This window comes from Bradyrhizobium sp. USDA 4516, assembly GCF_054055915.1.
The window spans coordinates 4464749-4482228 of the sequence record NZ_JBSRXT010000001.1 but is presented as its reverse complement, the minus strand read 5'-3'; the positions used below and the strand labels follow the sequence as shown (position 1 = coordinate 4482228).

Below are 17480 nucleotides of genomic sequence, written 5' to 3'. Positions count from 1 at the left end.
GCAGTCCGGAGCAAAGCAGCTTTGGATTGCTGCCTCGCGGGTGCGGCAACGCAGCTTACGCCGCGTTGCTGCCTTCCTGGCGGCTGGCCTCGAACAGGAACCAGGTGCGCCGCTCGGTTTCGTCGATGAAGGTTTCGAGCAGGCCTGCGGTGCCGGAGTCCTCCTGGTCGTCAGCCAGCTTGTGCGCCTTGCGCATCGCAGCCGCCATGTGCTTGTTGTCTTCCATCAACTCGCGCAGCATTTCGCGCGGCGGCACATAATCGTCGTCATTGTCCTTGATGGTCTGGTGCCTGGCGATATCGCCGATCGACTTCAGCGTCGCGCCGCCAAGCTTGCGCACCCGCTCGGCGAGCTGGTCGGTGGTCGCGAAGATCGCCTCCGACTGCTCGTCCAGCAACAAATGGTAATCATGGAAATGCCGGCCGCTGACGTGCCAATGGAAATTCTTGGTTTTCAAATAGAGCGCGAAGGCGTCGGCCAGAAGCGTGTTGAGCGAGGCCGAGATCGTGTCCACCGCAGCCTGCGGCAGGTCGCTCGGCGTGTCGAGATCGGGCGAGATCTTGTCAGTCTTGGCTTTGCTCACGTTGGACCTTCCTGTTAGGAACCCGTATTTCGGCGCATTGAACATTGGCCGCCGGACCGCTAACGCATCATCAGCCCACCCGTTCCTGAGGCCAGGAACCCGTTCTGCCGGATACCAAACGCGATGGATGAATGGATCGATTATTACGATTCCACGCATACGATCTATGCGAGCCGACTGCACCGTGACCTGCATTTCCAGATCATCGCAAACGACATCATCGGCTACATCGCTTCGCCGGATGCCGTGGTGCTCGACTATGCCTGCGGCGAGGCGCTGTCGGCGGCGAAGGTCGCCAATGCCTGCGCCCAGCTCTATCTGGCGGAGCCGGCGCCCGGCGTACGCGGCCGTCTGGTCGCGCGCTTTGCGCCCGACACCCGCATCCGTGTCCGCTCGCTCGATGACCTGAAGCACATGGACGCGGACTCGATCGACCTCGTGGTGATGAACTCGGTGGCGCAATACATGACGCCGCAGGAGCTCGATTCCGCGTTCGACGTGATCCACCGCCTGCTGAAGCCCTCGGGCCGGTTCGTGCTCGGCGATATCCTGCGGCCTGAAGTCGGGATGGCGAGGGACGTCGCGGCCCTGCTGCGCTTTGCGGCGACCCACGGTTTCCTGCGCGATGCGCTGGTCGGGCTGGCTTCAACCGCGCTGTCCGACTACCGCCAGCTGCGCACCCGGATCGGACTGCAGCGCTACCGCGAGGACGAGATGATCGCCAAGCTCGGCGCCGCGGGGTTCAGCGCCCGCCGCGCGCCACGCAACATCGGGCACAATCCGTGGCGGATGACGTTCGTGGCGCACCACTGATCCTGGGTTGCGCCAGCTATTAACGTTACCCACCAGTAAACGTGGCGGCCTCTGAAATAATCAGCAATGATCCACTCGGCCCGGTGGCGGAAGCTTCGACGCGGCAGTGGTGCAACACTGTTTATCCTGGTTCAAATCCAGGCCGGGCCTCCAGCCTTCGCTGCTGACGCAGCTTCGGCTCGGCAGGCCTTCTCGTAGCGAAGGCTGCCGCGGCGTAGCCCGCAGGGCGAAGCCGGGCCGGTAGCCCCTCCCAATCCCGAGCACCCCCAACCGGGCATACGCCGAATGCGGATTTTCCCCCAGAATCGCGGTTGATTGCGCGTTTTTGGGGGTTTCGCGGGTGCGGAAACTGGTCTAAAGACCACCCGCGCGCGAGGGATCGCGCTTCCGGCGCTACAACATGTAGCGCATGGCTCGAGGGACGCGCGGGAAGCGCGCCCTTTTTTTGTGCCTAAATTCCAGTCCGCGAGAGCTGATGCCCAAAAGAACCGACATCTCCACCATCCTGATCATCGGCGCCGGTCCCATCGTGATCGGCCAAGCCTGCGAGTTCGACTACTCCGGCACGCAGGCCTGCAAGACGCTCAAGGAAGAGGGCTATCGGATCGTCCTGGTCAATTCCAACCCGGCGACGATCATGACCGACCCGGAGCTGGCGGATGCGACCTATATCGAGCCGATCACGCCCGAAATCGTCGCCAAGATCATCGAAAAGGAACGCCACGTCGTGCCCGGCGGCTTCGCGCTGCTGCCGACCATGGGCGGCCAGACCGCGCTGAACTGCGCGCTGTCGCTGCGCAAGCAGGGTACGCTGGAGAAGTTCGACGTCGAGATGATCGGCGCCACCGCCGACGCCATCGACAAGGCCGAAGACCGCCAGTTGTTCCGCGACGCCATGGAGAAGATCGGGCTGCAGACGCCGAGGTCGCGGCTCGCCAATGCGTCGGCGCTGAAGAAGTCCGACCGCGACAAATACCTCGCCGATCAGGCCAAGCTGTCCGGCCCCGAGCTCGAAGCCTTCGAACGGCAGTGGGAAGGCGGCGAGAACGAGCGGCGCAAGCGCTACCAGCAGCAGGCCTTGGCCGAAGCGCTGATGGCGCTGTCCGACATCGGCCTGCCCGCGATCATCCGCCCCTCCTTCACGCTCGGCGGCACCGGCGGCGGCATCGCCTACAACAAGGAAGAATATCTCGACATCATCGAGCGCGGCCTCGATGCCTCGCCGACCAACGAGGTGCTGATCGAGGAATCCGTCCTCGGCTGGAAAGAGTTCGAGATGGAGGTGGTGCGCGACAAGAAGGACAATTGCATCATCATCTGCTCGATCGAGAACGTCGATCCGATGGGCGTGCACACCGGCGATTCGATCACGGTGGCGCCGGCGCTGACGCTCACCGACAAGGAATACCAGATCATGCGCGACGCATCGATTGCGGTGCTGCGCGAGATCGGGGTCGAGACCGGCGGCTCCAACGTGCAGTTCGGCATCAATCCGGACGACGGCCGCATGGTCGTGATCGAGATGAATCCGCGAGTTTCTCGTTCTTCTGCATTGGCTTCGAAGGCCACCGGCTTCCCGATCGCCAAGGTCGCCGCCAAGCTTGCGATCGGCTACACGCTCGACGAGATCGCCAACGACATCACCGGCGGCGCGACGCCGGCCTCGTTCGAGCCGACGATCGACTACGTCGTCACCAAGATTCCGCGCTTTGCGTTCGAGAAATTCCCCGGCGCCTCCTCCACGCTGACCACCTCGATGAAGTCGGTCGGCGAGGTGATGGCGATCGGTCGCACTTTCCAGGAGAGCCTGCAGAAGGCCCTGCGCGGGCTCGAGACCGGGCTGACCGGCCTCGACGAGATCGACATCGAGGGCCTCGGCCGCAGCGACGACAAGAACGCGATCCGCGCGGCGCTCGGCACGCCGACGCCGAACCGCCTGCTGCAGGTCGCGCAGGCGATGCGGCTCGGCTGGTCCAACGAGGATATCTTCAATTCCTGCAAGATCGATCCCTGGTTCCTCGCGGAGCTGCGCGCCATCGTCGAGATGGAAGGCAAGATCCGCAGCAGCGGCCTGCCGACCAATGCGTTCGCCATGCGGATGCTGAAGGCGATGGGCTTCTCCGACGCACGGCTCGCCGTGCTCACGGAGACCACCGAGGCCGACGTCACCGCCAAGCGCCACGCGCTCGGGGTGCGCCCGGTATTCAAGCGCATCGACACCTGCGCGGCGGAGTTCGCTTCACCGACCGCCTACATGTATTCGACCTATGAGCGGCCGTTCGCCGGCGAATTTGCCGACGAGAGCGCGCCGTCGGACCGCAAGAAGGTGATCATCCTCGGCGGCGGCCCGAACCGCATCGGCCAGGGCATCGAGTTCGACTATTGCTGCTGCCACGCCTGCTTCGCGCTCGAGGACGCCGGTTACGAGACCATCATGGTCAACTGCAACCCGGAAACGGTGTCGACCGACTACGACACCGCCGACCGGCTGTATTTCGAGCCGCTGACCGCCGAGGACGTGCTCGAGATCATCGCGACCGAGCGCAAGAACGGCACGCTGCACGGCGTGATCGTGCAGTTCGGCGGCCAGACCCCGCTGAAGCTTGCCCGCGCGCTCGAAGCCGCCGAAGTGCCGATCCTCGGCACCTCGCCCGACGCGATCGACCTCGCCGAGGACCGCGACCGCTTCAAGCGCGTGCTCGACAAGCTGCGTCTCAAGCAGCCGAAGAACGGCATCGCCTATTCGGTCGAGCAGGCCCGCCTCGTGGCCGGCGATCTCGACCTGCCGCTGGTGGTGCGTCCGTCCTACGTGCTCGGCGGCCGCGCGATGCAGATCATCCGCGAGGAGAACCAGCTCAACGACTACCTGCTGGGAACGCTGCCCGAGCTGGTGCCCGCCGACATCAAGGCGCGCTACCCGAACGACAAGACCGGGCAAATCAACACCGTGCTCGGCAAGAACCCGCTGCTGTTCGACCGCTATCTGTCCGACGCAACCGAAGTCGACGTCGACTGCCTCTGCGACGGCAAGGACACCTTCATCGTCGGCATCATGGAGCACATCGAGGAAGCCGGCATCCATTCCGGCGACTCCGCCTGCTCGCTGCCGCCGCATTCGCTCGACGCCAAGACCATCGAGGAGCTGGAGCGGCAGACCCGCGAGCTCGCGCTCGGCCTCGACGTGGTCGGCCTGATGAACGTGCAATACGCCATCAAGGACGGCGAGATCTACGTGCTCGAGGTCAACCCGCGCGCATCCCGCACCGTGCCGTTCGTCGCCAAGGTGATCGGCACGCCGGTCGCCAAGATCGCGGCGCGGATCATGGCCGGCGAAAAGCTCGCCGACTTCAAGCTGAAGAAGAAGAAGCTCGGCCATGTCGGCGTGAAGGAATCGGTATTCCCGTTCGCGCGTTTCCCCGGCGTCGATACTGTGCTCGGACCGGAGATGCGTTCGACCGGCGAAGTGATGGGCATCGACCGCTCCTTCGAGGTCGCGTTCGCGAAGAGCCAGCTCGGCGGCGGCACGCGCGTGCCGCGGCAGGGCACGGTGTTCGTCTCGGTGCGCGGCGACGACAAGATGCGCATCGCGGATGCGGTGCGGCTGTTGCACTCGCTCGGCTTCAAGGTGATGGCAACCTCGGGCACGCAGCGCTACCTCAGCGACAACGGCGTGCCGACGGAAAAGGTGAACAAGGTGCTCGAAGGCCGTCCGCACATCGTCGACGCCATCACCAATGGCGACGTCCAGCTGGTCTTCAATACCACCGAAGGTCCGCAGGCGCTGGCCGACAGCCGCTCGCTGCGGCGGGCTGCCCTCTTGCATAAAGTGCCATATTACACCACTCTTTCGGGCGCGGTGGCGGCCGCACGGGGAATCCGGGCCTATCGGGACGGGGACCTTGAGGTCCGCACGCTTCAGAGTTACTTTTCCGAAAGCTGACCGCTGCCCGGGCTGAAGGCCCGAAGCGGTCAATTAGCCGAATGGCTGGAACTCACCGCGCGATTGGATGTTGTCACGGCCCTTAGCGGGGCCGAGTATCACTGGGCTTCCGGGCGCGTTGGCGCCCTGATTCCTGCGTTAGCTGAACTGGATATTCGTGCACGGCCGCCGGGCGCGCGCGATGAAGGACGAAGATGATGGATAAGGTTCCGATGACCGCGGGCGGATACGCCGCGCTGACGGACGAGTTGAAGCATCGCCAATCGGTGGATCGTCCGCGCATCATCGAACACATCGCGGAAGCGCGCTCGCACGGCGATCTCTCGGAGAACGCCGAGTATCACGCCGCCAAGGAAGAGCAGTCGCACAACGAGGGCCGCATCGCCGAGCTCGAGGACAAGCTCGCGCGCGCCGACATCATCGACATTTCGAAACTGTCAGGCGACACCATCAAGTTCGGCGCGACCGTGACGCTGATCGATGAGGACACCGAGAAGAAGGCGGTGTGGCAGATCGTCGGCGAAGTCGAGGCCGACGCCAAGAAGGGCCGCATCTCCATCACCTCGCCGCTCGCGCGCGCGCTGATCGGCAAGAAGAAGGGGACCACCGTCGAGGTGATGGCGCCGGGCGGCGCCAAGGCCTACGAGATCACCAAGGTCGAGTGGCGGTAGTTACCTTCACGTGACTGGTGCAGAAAAGCCGCGTCCCGCACGCGGCTTTTTTTATGCCCCGCGTTTCTCCCCGGTCTGACAGCAATGTGAATGGAGAGCCGCTGCACGCCATGCCAGTGAGGCCGTGACATGTTTATGCGGTATAATCATGTCGGGGGACGGAGTTCAGGCTGACGATTGCGTCGCAACACGCATCGCTGCGCGTCACCGTGTCACTGCCGCGTTCTCTCGCAACTGCCATCGCGCGAGGAATGATTCCAGGCGCAAGGTGTTGACATCACACTCCGGTGGCGGACACCGTGTGTTTCTGCATCTTGCAACGTTCCAGTGTGTCAAACAGGGGGTAAATGACAATGGACCAGATGTTCTCCAAGCTCCAGCCGGTGGCGCTCAGCCTGTTCCGGTTCATCACCGGACTGCTGCTGTTTCAGTTCGGCGTTGCCAAAATTTTCAAATTCCCACCCGGGACAATGTTCGAGAAGGTCGAGCTGTTCTCATTGATCGGCGCGGCCGGCGCCCTCGAATTGGTGCTCGGCGGGCTCCTGATGATTGGCCTGTTCTCGCGGATCGTAGCCTTTATCTTGGCGGGTGAAATGGCCTTCGCTTACTTCATCGGCCATTTTCCAAAAGGGTTCTACCCGCTGCTCAATAACGGCAGTCTGGCGATCGCGTTCTGCTTCGCCTGCCTCTACCTCGCGACCTCGGGCCCGGGTCCGATCAGCGTCGACGCTGCGATGGGGAAGAGGTAGCAGCGCTAGGCGCTTCCCACTCATTGACGACGTCATTCCGGGATAGCGCGTTAGCGTCAGACCCAGAATCTCGAGATTCCGGGCTCGATGCTAACGCATCGCCCCGGAATGACGCGCACGGCGCTCTAGCCGACCGCCTTCAATCCCAGCGGCACCGCGGCCTCATATTTCGAATTGTGCAGCACCAGTGACGTCCTGACGTTGCGCACATGCGGCGCCGCCGTCAGGTGGGTGACGAAATCCTGGAACGTCGCCATGTCGGGCGCGACGCATTTGAGGATGAAGTCGACTTCGCCCGACAGCATCCAGCATTCCCGCACCAGCGGCTCGGCGCGCACGAAATTCTCGAAGGCGCGGAGATCGGCGTCAGCCTGGCTCGACAGATGCACCGAGGCGAACACCGTGACGTCGTAGCCGAGGCGGCGCGGATCGAGCAGGCCGCGGTATCCCTGGATGTAGCCTTCCTCCTCCAGCGCCCGGACCCTGCGCAGGCAGGGCGGCGGCGAGATACCGACGCGTTTGGCCAGTTCCACATTGGTGATTCGGCCATCGGCCTGGATCTCGGCGAGGATTTTGAGGTCGATCTCGTCAAGGTTCTTCGACACGCGACTACAGTTCCCTAGGGGTTTGGAAGGCTTGGCGGGTCCGCCGGCAACTCTCATAGCGCAGCCCGCTGGCATTGCGCAATTTTATTGCGCGTGCAGCGCACGATTTCGCGAATGTGACTTCAGTTCCGGGGAAAAATCGCTGCCATGGATTGCAAATCTTGCATAGCTTCCCAGATATCTTAGACTTGGATTTGACACTTTCAGCACCGCCGTGACCTGCTTCCGGGGTGCTTCCCACACAAGTCCCCGTCAAAGTCCCCAGCAGAGAGGGATCAGCTAATGCCCGCGCCTGTCCACGCCAAGGTCGTCATCATCGGGTCCGGCCCCGCCGGTTACACCGCAGCGATCTACGCGGCACGCGCGATGCTCGAGCCGGTGCTGATCCAGGGCATCCAGCCGGGCGGGCAACTCACCATCACCACCGACGTCGAGAACTATCCCGGCTTCGCCGATGTGATCCAGGGCCCCTGGCTGATGGAGCAGATGGAGAAGCAGGCGGCCCATGTCGGCACCAAGATCGTCACCGATCTCGTCAACAAGCTGGAACTCGGCCAGCGCCCGTTTCGCCTGACCTGCGATTCCGGCGACGTCTATCTCGCCGAGACCGTGATCCTCGCCACCGGCGCCCAGGCGCGCTGGCTCGGACTGCCCTCGGAAGCAAAGTTCCAGGGCGGCGGGGTGTCGGCCTGCGCGACCTGCGACGGCTTCTTCTACCGCGGCAAGGACGTCGTGGTGGTCGGGGGCGGCAACACCGCCGTCGAGGAAGCGCTGTACCTGACCAATCACGCCTCCCAGGTCACCATCGTGCATCGCCGCGATCATTTCCGCGCCGAGCGCATCCTGCAGGAGCGGCTGTTCAAGAATCCCAAGATCAAGGTGGTGTGGGATTCGGCGATCGACGAAATCTGCGGATCGGAGAACCCGAACAAGGTCACCCATGTGCGGCTGAAGAACGTCAAGACCGGCGCGCTCACGAACCTCAAAACCGACGGCGTCTTCATCGCGATCGGCCATGCGCCGGCGACGGAGCTCGTCAAAGGCCAGATCAAGCTGAAACCGTCGGGCTACGTCGAGGTTGCGCCGAACTCCACCGCGACCTCGATGCCCGGCCTGTTCGCCGCGGGCGACGTGGCGGATGAAACCTTCCGGCAGGCGGTCACCGCCGCCGGCCTCGGCTGCATGGCTGCGCTCGAGGCGGAACGCTTCCTGGCTCTTCGCGCGAGCGATCGCGCAGCGGCGGAATAATCATGGCACGATCTCGCGACGGATTTACGGATATGGATTGGGACAAGCTGAAGGTCTTTCACGCAGCGGCGGAGGCGGGCAGCTTCACGCATGCCGGCGAACAGCTTGGCCTGTCGCAATCGGCAGTCTCCCGCCAGGTCAGCGCGCTGGAGCAGGAGCTCTCGGTGTCGTTGTTTCACCGCCACGCCCGCGGCCTGATCCTCACCGAGCAGGGCGACCTCCTGTTCCGCACCGCGCATGACGTGTTCATGCAGCTGCAGGCGGCCCGCGCAAAGCTCACCGACAGCCGCGAGCGGCCGAGCGGCGACCTCAAGATCACGACGCCCCCGGCGCTCGGCATCAACTGGCTGATCCCGCGGCTCGACGAGTTCACCGCGCTCTATCCCGACATCCGGATTTCGCTGATCGTCACCGACGAGGATCTCGACCTCTCGATGCGCGAGGCCGACGTCGCGATCCGCACCCGCAAGCCGACCCAGCCGGACCTGATCCAGCGCAAGCTGTTCTCGATCGGCTTCCATGCCTACTGCTCGCCGGAATACATCAAGCGCTTCGGCACGCCGCGCACGCTCGATGATCTCGACTCGCACCGCATCATCATGCTCGGCGACTCGCAGGTGCCGGCGCATCTGCAGAACCGCAGCTGGCTGATCGATGCCGGCCGCAACGGCTCCGGTCCGCGCGAGCCCTACTTCAAGGTCAACAACATCCTCGGCCTCGTGCGCGCCTGCCAGCAGGGCCTCGGCATCGCCGCGCTGCCGGACTATCTGGTCGAACAGAACAACCTCGTGCAGCTGTTCGGCGAGTCCGACTCGATCGCGCTCGACACCTACTTCGTCTATCCGGAAGAGCTGAAGACGGTGGCCCGGGTGCAGGTGTTCCGCGACTTCGTGGTCAGCAAGGCGCAGCGCTGGCCGTCGTGATTAAGCCGCCCTTATAGGGCTGCTTTATAGGGATATCCGTGCTGCCCCCGGTCTCCGCATGACTGACATGCGACCTGGATAGTTGCTGCAAGCCGTCGATGGGGATCATAGTGCTTACACGCTGAGCGTTCGCGTCGCGCATATGTCCCCCTCCTCCAGTGGCGCGGAAGTTCAGTAATCCCTCTTGGAAGGTGATTGTGTCGGCCTCACGTGGCCAATACCTTAAGCCGGGCTCGCTCGAGCCCGGCTTTTTTTCATCGCCGTGCCTTTTCACCTCCATGGCATGCGCAAAACGCGCCGCACGCGCCGGTCAGCATGTGCATTGACAACAACCTCGCAGCGCAGCATCATTATCCCATGATCACGACTTCGTGCGCCGTTCTGTCGTCGAAAAAAGCTCCCCTCCCGGGGACACGAGATCGCGCGCGATAAGATCACCTTCGCATTCAGACCGATCCCGAAACCCCGCCGCCTGGACGGGGTTTTTTGTTGGTCCCGTCTCCGGCTTTGCCTTCTTAAGGAGATGGAACATGACCGATCTACATCAGCAATTGCAGGGCCTCTGGCTGCCTTTGATCACGCCATTCCGTAACGGCGAGCTCGACGTCACGTCGCTGCGGCGTCTCGTACGGCACTACGCCAATGGCCCCGTCGACGGGTTCATTCTCGGCGCAACCTCCGGCGAGGGCATGGCGCTCAGCGTGGACGAACTGGAGGGGCTGGTGAGCGTCGTGCTCGACGAGCTCAGTGCCAGCTCCCGCCATTTGCCGGTCTGTCTCGGGCTCTCCGGCGCCTCGACCGCCCGGATGAAGGAAGCGCTGGATGATACGGCCGACTGGCCGATCAACGGCTATCTGATCGCCAGCCCCTATTACATCAGGCCCTCGCAGCGCGGGCTCGTGCAGCACTTCAACGCGCTCGCCGATCACGCGTCGTGGCCGATCGTGCTTTACAACATTCCCTATCGCACGGCGGTGAACCTGACCAACGAGACGCTGCTGGCGCTCGCGGACCATCCGAACATCGCCGGCATGAAGGATTGCTGCGCCGACCGCGCGCAGTCGATCGACTTCCTCAACCGCCGGCCGGCCGGCTTTCGCGTGCTGACCGGCGAGGACGCGCAAACCTTCGATGCGCTCTCGGACGGCGCCGACGGCGCGATCCTGCTGTCCGCACATCTGGAAACAGACACCTTCGCTGCGATCCGCACGCTGCTGCAGCAGGGCCAGCGCGATGCGGCGCTGGCTGCCTGGCAGAGCGTCGTCGGCTTGACGAGGCTGCTGTTCGCCGAACCGAGCCCCGCGCCGGCCAAGCACTGGCTGTGGCGGCAGGGGCTGATCGACAGCCCCGAGGTGCGGCTGCCAATGGTCGCGGTCAGCGAGGATCTCGCAACCTGGCTCGACGCCGAGATGGAGCGCCGCGCGCAGCTGCTGCTGCCAGCGTGATCGCTCCGCTCCCTCTCCCCGTTCTTACGGGGAGAGGGCTGGGGTGAGGGGCTGCTTCCGCACAAAAGGCGAGAGACAGACTCGTGGAGAGTCCCCCTCACCCGGATCGCATTTTGCGATGCGATCCGACCTCTCCCCGCAAGCGGGGCGAGGTAAGGGACGCCTAGTCCAGCTTCACCTGCGAAAGCCGCAGCGCATTGCCGATCACGCTGACCGAAGACAGCGCCATCGCGGCGGCACCGACCATCGGCGACAGCAGGATGCCGAACAGCGGATACAGCACGCCGGCTGCGATTGGCACGCCGGCGGCGTTGTAGACGAACGCGAACGCCAGGTTCTGGCGGATGTTGCGCATGGTCGCGACCGACAGCCGCCGCGCGCGCACCAGGCCCATCAGGTCGCCGGTGAGCAGCGTGACGCCGGCGCTCTCGATCGCGACGTCGGTGCCGCCGCCCATCGCGATGCCGACATCGGCGGCGGCGAGCGCCGGTGCGTCATTGACGCCGTCGCCGGCCATCGCGACGGTGCGCCCCTCGCCGCGCAGCCGCTGCACGACCTCGCTCTTGCGCTCCGGCAGAACGCCGGCCTCGACGTCGCCGATGCCGAGCGTCTTTGCCACCGCCCGCGCGGTGGTCTCGTTGTCGCCGGTCAGCATCACGATGCGCAGGCCCTCGGCACGCAGTGCCTGCAGCGCGCTGGTCGCGGACGGCTTCACCGGATCGGCAATCGCGATCACCCCGGCGATGCGGCCGTCGACCGCGACATAGATCGCCGTCGCGCCGTCCCGCCGTGCGGCCTCGGCCGCCTCGTCGAGCGCTGCCGTCGCGATCTTCAGCTCGGCCATCAGCACCGCGTTGCCGAGCGCAACCTGCCTGCCCCCGACCGTGCCGGTCGCGCCCTTGCCGGAGGGCGAGGCGAAATTGCTGACGGCGGACGATGCGAGCTTGCGCTCCCCGGCGGCGGCGATAATCGCCTGCGCCAGCGGGTGCTCGCTGCCCTGCTCGACACTGGCGGCAACGCGCAGCAGATCGCTCTCGTCGAATCCTTCGGCGGCAATGACGCGCACGACCTTCGGCTTGCCTTCGGTGAGCGTTCCGGTCTTGTCGATGACCAGCGTGTCGATCGCCTCCATCCGCTCCAGCGCCTGCGCGTCGCGGATCAGGATGCCGGAATGCGCGCCGCGGCCGACGCCGACCATGATCGACATCGGCGTCGCCAATCCCAGCGCGCACGGACAGGCGATGATCAGCACCGTGACGGCGGCGACCAGCGCGAAGGTCAGGCGCGGCTCAGGGCCGAACACCGTCCAGGCGATGAAGGCGAGCACGGCAGCGGCGATCACCGCCGGCACGAACCAGCCGGCGACGCGATCGGCGAGCCGCTGAATCGGCGCGCGTGAGCGCTGCGCCTTCGCCACCATGTCGACGATCCGCGACAGCATGGTGTCGCGGCCGATCTTCTCGGCGCGCATCACGAGGCCGCCGCTCTGGTTGACCGTACCGCCGATCACGCTCGCGCCTTCGGCCTTCGTGACCGGCATCGACTCGCCTGTGACCATGGACTCATCAATGACCGCACTGCCCTCGACGACGACGCCGTCGACCGGAACCTTCTCGCCCGGCCGCACGCGAAGACGGTCGCCGACCTTGATCGCATCGATGTCGATGTCCTCGTCGCCATGATCGGTGATGCGCCGCGCGGTCTTCGGCGCGAGACCGAGCAGCGCGCGGATCGCGCCCGAGGTCTGCGCGCGGGCGCGCAATTCCAGCACCTGGCCAAGCAGCACCAGCACCGTGATCACCGCCGCCGCCTCGAAATACACCGCGACCGCGCCATGCATGTCGCGGAACGCGGGCGGGAATAGCTGCGGCGCCAGCGTCGCGACCACGCTGTAGACATAGGCAACGCCGGTGCCCATCGCGATCAGCGTGAACATGTTGAGATTGCGGGTGACCAGCGACTGCCAGCCGCGCACGAAGAACGGCGCGCCGGCCCACAGCACGACCGGCGTCGCCAGCACGAGTGAGACCCAGTTCGACCAGTGCTGCGGCACCAGCTGCATCAATCCGAGATGGCTGCCCATCTCGAGCACGAACACCGGCACGGTCAGCGCGAGACCGATCCAGAACCGCCGCGTCATGTCGATCAGTTCAGGATCGGGACCGTCGTCGAGCGAGACCTGCTCGGGCTCCAGCGCCATGCCGCAGATCGGGCAGCTGCCGGGGCCGACCTGGCGCACCTCGGGATGCATCGGGCAGGTGTAGATGGTGCCCGCGGGCGCCGGCGGCTCCTCTTCACGCGGCTTGAGATACTTCTGAGGGTCGGCCTCGAAACGCTCGCGGCAGCGGCCGCTGCAGAACAGGTACTCCTCGCCCTGGTAGCTGAAGCGATGCTTGGCGGTCGCCGGGTCGACCTTCATGCCGCAGACCGGATCGATCGCGAACGCCGTCTCGGCCGGCGGCGTGTCGTGATCATGCTTGCCGCCGCAGCAGGAATGCGCGGCCGCGCCATTGTGGTGATGATCCGCGTGCGAATGGTCGTGCTTTGCGTGTGCCACGAAACTCTTCCCGGCCGGTAATCCGACCTCTTGATTTAGATACCCTAGGGGGGTATATGAGACCTATGAGAGACGAGGTCAAGACATCCTGCTTAAAACGGCTCAAACGGATCGAAGGTCAGATCCGCGGATTGGCCGCCATGGTCGAGGACGACCGCTATTGCATCGACGTGGTGACGCAGATCGCGGCCGCGCGCGCGGCGCTGCGCCGCGTCGAGGAAGAGGTGCTGCGCGATCATGTGGCGCATTGCGTCGAGCATGCGATCTCGTCCGGCGACAAGGCCGACCAGCGGCGCAAGATCGCCGAGCTGATGGACGTGATCGGCCGTGCGGATAGGTAGAGCTGGTTGATCGCGGCGCGCCAATCGCGCTGATGGAAAGATCAGCAGCGCTTCTACATATTCAGTGTCGTCCCTGCGAAAGCAGGGACCCATAACCACAGGACGTGGGGATGAAGCGAGCTGGGGCCACAGCTCGATTCAACAACACGACCCTGTGGTTATGGGTCCCGGGTCGCGCTTCGCTTGCCCGGGACGACGTGGGGATAGAGCGGCACCCGCACATTCAGTGTCGTCCCGGCGAAGGCCGGGACCCATAATCACAGAGAGCGGTTGTTTGTGCGAGCTGGGGCCCCAGCGTGCTTCATAGCCATGGCCGGTGGTTATGGGTCCCGGCCTTCGCCAGGACGATATGGGGAGAAAGCTCTCTCGAAATCGATGCTCAGGTATTGAATCTGAAATGCATGACGTCGCCGTCGGCGACGACGTACTCCTTGCCTTCAAGCCGCAGCTTGCCGGCATCGCGCGCGCCGGCTTCGCCGTTGCCGGCGATGTAGTCGGCATAGGCGATGGTCTCGGCACGGATGAAGCCCTTCTCGAAATCGGTATGGATCACGCCGGCGGCAGCGGGCGCCTTGGTGCCGCGGTCGATGGTCCAGGCGCGGGCTTCCTTCGGGCCGACGGTGAAATAGGTGATGAGATCGAGCAGCCGGTAGCCGGCGCGGATCAGCCGATCGAGGCCGGCCTCTTCCAGACCCAGCGTCTCCAGGAAGTCAGTGCGTTCCTCACGCGACAACGTCGCGATTTCGGATTCGATCTTGGCCGAGATCACGACCGCGACCGCGCCCTCCTCCTTGGCGCGCTCGAACACTGCCTTGGAGAAATTGTTGCCGTCCTTGGCCGAGCCTTCCTCGACGTTGCAGACGTAGAGCACGGGCTTCGAGGTCAAGAGCCCGAGCATGCGGAACGCACGCTCCTCCTCCGGCTTGCGTTCCAGTCCGCGGGCAGGCTTGCCGTCGCGCAGCAACACCAGCGCGCGGTTGACCAGCTCGAGCTGCTCCTTGGCTTCCTTGTCGTTGCCCTTGGCCTTCTTCGAGAGGTTGTCGACGCGCTTCTCGAGGCTGTCGAGATCGGACAGCATCAGCTCGGTCTCGATGGTCTCGATGTCGGCGAGCGGCGCGATCTTGCCTTCGACATGGGTGATGTCGGAATCCTCGAAGCAGCGCACCACATGGGCGATGGCGTCGACCTCGCGGATGTTGGCGAGGAACTGGTTACCGAGACCTTCGCCCTGCGACGCGCCGCGGACGAGGCCCGCGATGTCGACGAAGGTCAGCCGGGTCGGAATGATCTGCGCGGACTTCGCGACCGCCGCGAGCTTCTCCAGCCGCGGATCGGGCACCGCCACCTCGCCGACATTCGGCTCGATGGTGCAGAACGGATAGTTCGCCGCCTGGGCGGCCGCCGTCTCGGTCAGCGCATTGAACAGCGTCGACTTGCCGACGTTCGGCAGCCCGACGATCCCGCATTTGAATCCCATGTCTTCCTCAATAATCTCTGGTTCGTCATGGCGGGCTCGTGCCGATGACGAAAGGGAGATCAGGCCGGCTTCTCGCCGCCGTTCTCACCCTTGTCGAAAAATCCTTTGGCCTGCATCGTCAGATGCACCTTGTTGGCGAACGACGCGTCGTGCCCCGCAGCCAGCAGGCCGGCATTGTCGGCGACGGCCTGGCACAAGGCCTCCACCCACGCCCGGTCGCTCTTGGCGAAGTCCGACAGCACGTGGCTGTGCACGAGCTCCTTGACGCCGGGATGACCGATCCCGAGCCGCACCCGCCGATACTCGTTGCCGATATGCGCGGAGATCGAGCGCAGGCCGTTGTGGCCGGCGATCCCGCCGCCGATCTTGACCCGGACCTTGGCGGGCGGCAGTTCGAGCTCGTCCTGGAACACGGTGATGTCGGAGGGCGCGAGCTTGAAGAAGTTCGCCGCTTCCTGCACTGCGCGCCCGGAGTCGTTCATGTAGGTGGTCGGCTTCAGCAGCACGACCTTCTCGCGATCGACGACGCCCTCGGAGGTCTCGCCCTGAAAGCGACGGCGCCATGGTCCGAAACCATGACGCCGTGCAATCTCATCGACCGCCAGGAAACCGATATTGTGCCGGTTGCTGGCGTATTTCGCGCCGGGATTACCGAGACCGACAAAGAGGCGCATGGCGCGGCATCCCGCGTCGGCGCGCCATCAGACGATCGCGCGCCGACCTGATCGATTACTTCTTCTTGTCGCCACCGGCGGGAGCCTTGGCACCCGCGGCCGGAGCCGCAGCACCCGCAGCCGGAGCCGCCGCAGCGGCCGGAGCTGCAGCACCCGCGGCCGGAGCAGCGCCACCGGCAGCAGCCGCAGCCGCAGCTTTCTGCTCTTCGGCGTAGCCGGACGGCGGCACGAGGGTGACCAGGGTCGCGTCCTCGCGGGTCAGCGACTTCACGCCCTTGGGCAGCTTGATGTCGGTGAGATGCAGCGAGTGGCTGATCTCGAGGCTGCCGACGTCGGCTTCGATGTATTGCGGAATGTTGTCGACCGCGCATTCGAGCTCGAGCGCGTGGGTGACGATGTTCACGGTGCCGCCGCGCTTGACGCCGGGGGCAGTTTCGGCGTTCACGACGTGCAGCGGCACGCTGACGCGGATGGTGGCGCCTTCGCCGAGCCGCATGAAGTCGACATGGACCGGGAAGTCCTTCACCGGGTCGAGGTGGTAGTCGCGCGGAATCACGCGATGCTTCTTGCCCTCGAGATCGATGTCGAACAGCGTGGTGAGGAACCGGCCCGCCAGGATGCGCTGGCGCAGTTCACGGTCGTCGACCGAGATGGTGACGGGGGGCTGGTTGTCTCCGTAGATCACTCCGGGAACTCTCCCGGCGCGACGCTCTGCCCGGGCGGCCCCCTTGCCGCTCTTCGGACGCGCGGTCGCCTTCAATTCCTTGACGGTCGCCATAGCGTTAAGTCCTTGTATTTAAAAAGTTAAAGGCCGCAGCGCGGCCCATGCTCAGGTCCACAGCAAGCCTCCAGGGGTGCGGGGGCCGCGGACGTGGCGGGCTTTTAGCCCCAAAGGGCCGAAATGACAAGGAAATGAAGGGATTTTTCTTGGGTTACCGAGCGAGGATCGTAGCCCGCATGGAGCGAAGCGAAATCCGGGACCACTGCCTCCGCGGGGCCGGCCCCGCTTCGCTCCATCCGGGCTACGGGGCTGCGCTCCGGGCCTTTTCAGCCGGCCGTACCGCCGAGCTTGGCTTCCAGCGCCGCGATCCTCGCCTTCAGCGCCTCGTTCTCCTCGCGCGCCAGGCGGGCCATGTCCTTGACCGCGTCGAATTCCTCGCGCTTGACCACATCGAGGTCGCGCAGGATCCGTTCGGCCTGGTTGCGCATGACCGTGTCGACCTCGCGCTTGACGCCCTGGGCGGCGCCCGCGGCATCGTTCATCAGACGGCCGATCTCATCGAAAAACCGGTTGCTGGTCTGGGTCATCTCGCAAAACTCTCCGCGTTCACTGCCTCGCGCCAAAGACAATGGCGATCTCAGCCATCCGGTTCAAGTCCGCCGCGAATGGCAGGCCTCCCGAGGCTTGCCTTGTCATGCTCGGGTTTCCTTGCAATCGTATGAACTCACAACAG

General features: G+C 64.8%; 15 protein-coding genes and 1 tRNA gene. 9 read left to right on the top strand and 7 right to left on the bottom strand.

What is annotated here, in order from left to right; all coding sequences use genetic code 11:
* Positions 1-55 precede the first annotated feature (55 nt).
* The gene (locus tag ACVI1L_RS20810; RefSeq protein WP_028344084.1) at positions 56-583 is read right to left on the bottom strand and encodes a Dps family protein; all 528 of its coding nucleotides are present in this window, start codon (positions 581-583) and stop codon (positions 56-58) included.
* A 123-nt stretch (positions 584-706) separates the two neighbouring features.
* Here ACVI1L_RS20810 and ACVI1L_RS20805 point away from each other — a divergent pair, with 123 nt between their 5' ends.
* The 5 genes from ACVI1L_RS20805 (at position 707) to ACVI1L_RS20785 (ending at position 6756) form a co-directional block, all read left to right on the top strand.
* Positions 707-1396, top strand: a complete 690-nt coding sequence (locus tag ACVI1L_RS20805) for a class I SAM-dependent methyltransferase (protein WP_057017034.1) — start codon at positions 707-709, stop codon at positions 1394-1396.
* A 77-nt stretch (positions 1397-1473) separates the two neighbouring features.
* Positions 1474-1549: transfer RNA gene (locus tag ACVI1L_RS20800), tRNA-OTHER, on the top strand.
* 322 nt (positions 1550-1871) lie between these two features.
* Positions 1872-5336 carry a carbamoyl-phosphate synthase large subunit gene (gene carB, locus ACVI1L_RS20795; protein WP_456783651.1) on the top strand — a complete coding sequence of 1155 codons (3465 nt, stop codon included), beginning with the start codon at positions 1872-1874 and terminating at the stop codon, positions 5334-5336.
* Between the two features lie 197 nt (positions 5337-5533).
* Complete coding sequence (gene greA / locus ACVI1L_RS20790) at positions 5534-6007, top strand: transcription elongation factor GreA (protein ID WP_018269816.1); 474 nt, start codon at positions 5534-5536, stop codon at positions 6005-6007.
* A gap of 353 nt (positions 6008-6360) precedes the next feature.
* A complete protein-coding gene (locus ACVI1L_RS20785; protein ID WP_057017035.1) occupies positions 6361-6756 on the top strand; it encodes a DoxX family protein in 396 nt (131 codons plus the stop codon).
* A 125-nt stretch (positions 6757-6881) separates the two neighbouring features.
* On the opposite strand, the gene ACVI1L_RS20780 is transcribed toward ACVI1L_RS20785, so the two are convergent.
* Complete coding sequence (locus ACVI1L_RS20780) at positions 6882-7361, bottom strand: Lrp/AsnC family transcriptional regulator (protein WP_016845095.1); 480 nt, start codon at positions 7359-7361, stop codon at positions 6882-6884.
* A 282-nt stretch (positions 7362-7643) separates the two neighbouring features.
* Here ACVI1L_RS20780 and trxB point away from each other — a divergent pair, with 282 nt between their 5' ends.
* From trxB to ACVI1L_RS20765, 3 genes are all read left to right on the top strand, one after another.
* The gene (gene trxB, locus ACVI1L_RS20775; RefSeq protein ID WP_057017037.1) at positions 7644-8609 is read left to right on the top strand and encodes a thioredoxin-disulfide reductase; all 966 of its coding nucleotides are present in this window, start codon (positions 7644-7646) and stop codon (positions 8607-8609) included.
* Positions 8610-8611: 2 nt separating this feature from the next.
* Positions 8612-9532 carry a LysR family transcriptional regulator gene (locus tag ACVI1L_RS20770; protein WP_026192264.1) on the top strand — a complete coding sequence of 307 codons (921 nt, stop codon included), beginning with the start codon at positions 8612-8614 and terminating at the stop codon, positions 9530-9532.
* Positions 9533-10062: 530 nt separating this feature from the next.
* Positions 10063-10977 (top strand): 4-hydroxy-tetrahydrodipicolinate synthase family protein, encoded by a 915-nt coding sequence (locus ACVI1L_RS20765; protein WP_057017038.1) that lies wholly within the window; start codon positions 10063-10065, stop codon positions 10975-10977.
* A gap of 163 nt (positions 10978-11140) precedes the next feature.
* Here the strand turns inward: ACVI1L_RS20765 and ACVI1L_RS20760 are convergent, their stop codons facing one another.
* Complete coding sequence (locus tag ACVI1L_RS20760) at positions 11141-13534, bottom strand: heavy metal translocating P-type ATPase (protein WP_057017025.1); 2394 nt, start codon at positions 13532-13534, stop codon at positions 11141-11143.
* A gap of 65 nt (positions 13535-13599) precedes the next feature.
* On the opposite strand from ACVI1L_RS20760, the gene ACVI1L_RS20755 reads away from it, so the two are divergent.
* The gene (locus ACVI1L_RS20755; protein ID WP_018269815.1) at positions 13600-13875 is read left to right on the top strand and encodes a metal-sensitive transcriptional regulator; all 276 of its coding nucleotides are present in this window, start codon (positions 13600-13602) and stop codon (positions 13873-13875) included.
* A 379-nt stretch (positions 13876-14254) separates the two neighbouring features.
* On the opposite strand, the gene ychF is transcribed toward ACVI1L_RS20755, so the two are convergent.
* The 4 genes from ychF to ACVI1L_RS20735 all read right to left on the bottom strand — a co-directional run bounded on the left by ychF (position 14255) and on the right by ACVI1L_RS20735 (position 17334).
* Positions 14255-15352: a redox-regulated ATPase YchF gene (gene ychF / locus ACVI1L_RS20750; protein WP_057016605.1), complete on the bottom strand. Its 1098-nt coding sequence runs from the start codon at positions 15350-15352 to the stop codon at positions 14255-14257.
* A 59-nt stretch (positions 15353-15411) separates the two neighbouring features.
* Entirely contained in the window at positions 15412-16026 is a 615-nt protein-coding gene (pth, locus tag ACVI1L_RS20745; RefSeq protein WP_253624882.1) for an aminoacyl-tRNA hydrolase, read from the bottom strand.
* A 55-nt stretch (positions 16027-16081) separates the two neighbouring features.
* Entirely contained in the window at positions 16082-16804 is a 723-nt protein-coding gene (locus ACVI1L_RS20740; protein ID WP_168856580.1) for a 50S ribosomal protein L25/general stress protein Ctc, read from the bottom strand.
* Between the two features lie 269 nt (positions 16805-17073).
* Entirely contained in the window at positions 17074-17334 is a 261-nt protein-coding gene (locus ACVI1L_RS20735) for an accessory factor UbiK family protein (RefSeq protein WP_050384261.1), read from the bottom strand.
* Between the last annotated feature and the right edge of the window lie 146 nt (positions 17335-17480).

Coding starts and splice junctions, on each gene's coding strand:
- ACVI1L_RS20805 (WP_057017034.1), top strand. CDS start 707: ATGGATGAATGGATCGATTATTACGATTCCACGCATACGATCTATGCG.
- ACVI1L_RS20735 (WP_050384261.1), bottom strand. CDS start 17,334: ATGACCCAGACCAGCAACCGGTTTTTCGATGAGATCGGCCGTCTGATG.
- ACVI1L_RS20755 (WP_018269815.1), top strand. CDS start 13,600: ATGAGAGACGAGGTCAAGACATCCTGCTTAAAACGGCTCAAACGGATC.
- pth (WP_253624882.1), bottom strand. CDS start 16,026: ATGCGCCTCTTTGTCGGTCTCGGTAATCCCGGCGCGAAATACGCCAGC.
- ACVI1L_RS20740 (WP_168856580.1), bottom strand. CDS start 16,804: ATGGCGACCGTCAAGGAATTGAAGGCGACCGCGCGTCCGAAGAGCGGC.
- ychF (WP_057016605.1), bottom strand. CDS start 15,352: ATGGGATTCAAATGCGGGATCGTCGGGCTGCCGAACGTCGGCAAGTCG.
- trxB (WP_057017037.1), top strand. CDS start 7,644: ATGCCCGCGCCTGTCCACGCCAAGGTCGTCATCATCGGGTCCGGCCCC.
- ACVI1L_RS20765 (WP_057017038.1), top strand. CDS start 10,063: ATGACCGATCTACATCAGCAATTGCAGGGCCTCTGGCTGCCTTTGATC.
- ACVI1L_RS20785 (WP_057017035.1), top strand. CDS start 6,361: ATGGACCAGATGTTCTCCAAGCTCCAGCCGGTGGCGCTCAGCCTGTTC.
- greA (WP_018269816.1), top strand. CDS start 5,534: ATGGATAAGGTTCCGATGACCGCGGGCGGATACGCCGCGCTGACGGAC.
- ACVI1L_RS20770 (WP_026192264.1), top strand. CDS start 8,612: ATGGCACGATCTCGCGACGGATTTACGGATATGGATTGGGACAAGCTG.
- carB (WP_456783651.1), top strand. CDS start 1,872: ATGCCCAAAAGAACCGACATCTCCACCATCCTGATCATCGGCGCCGGT.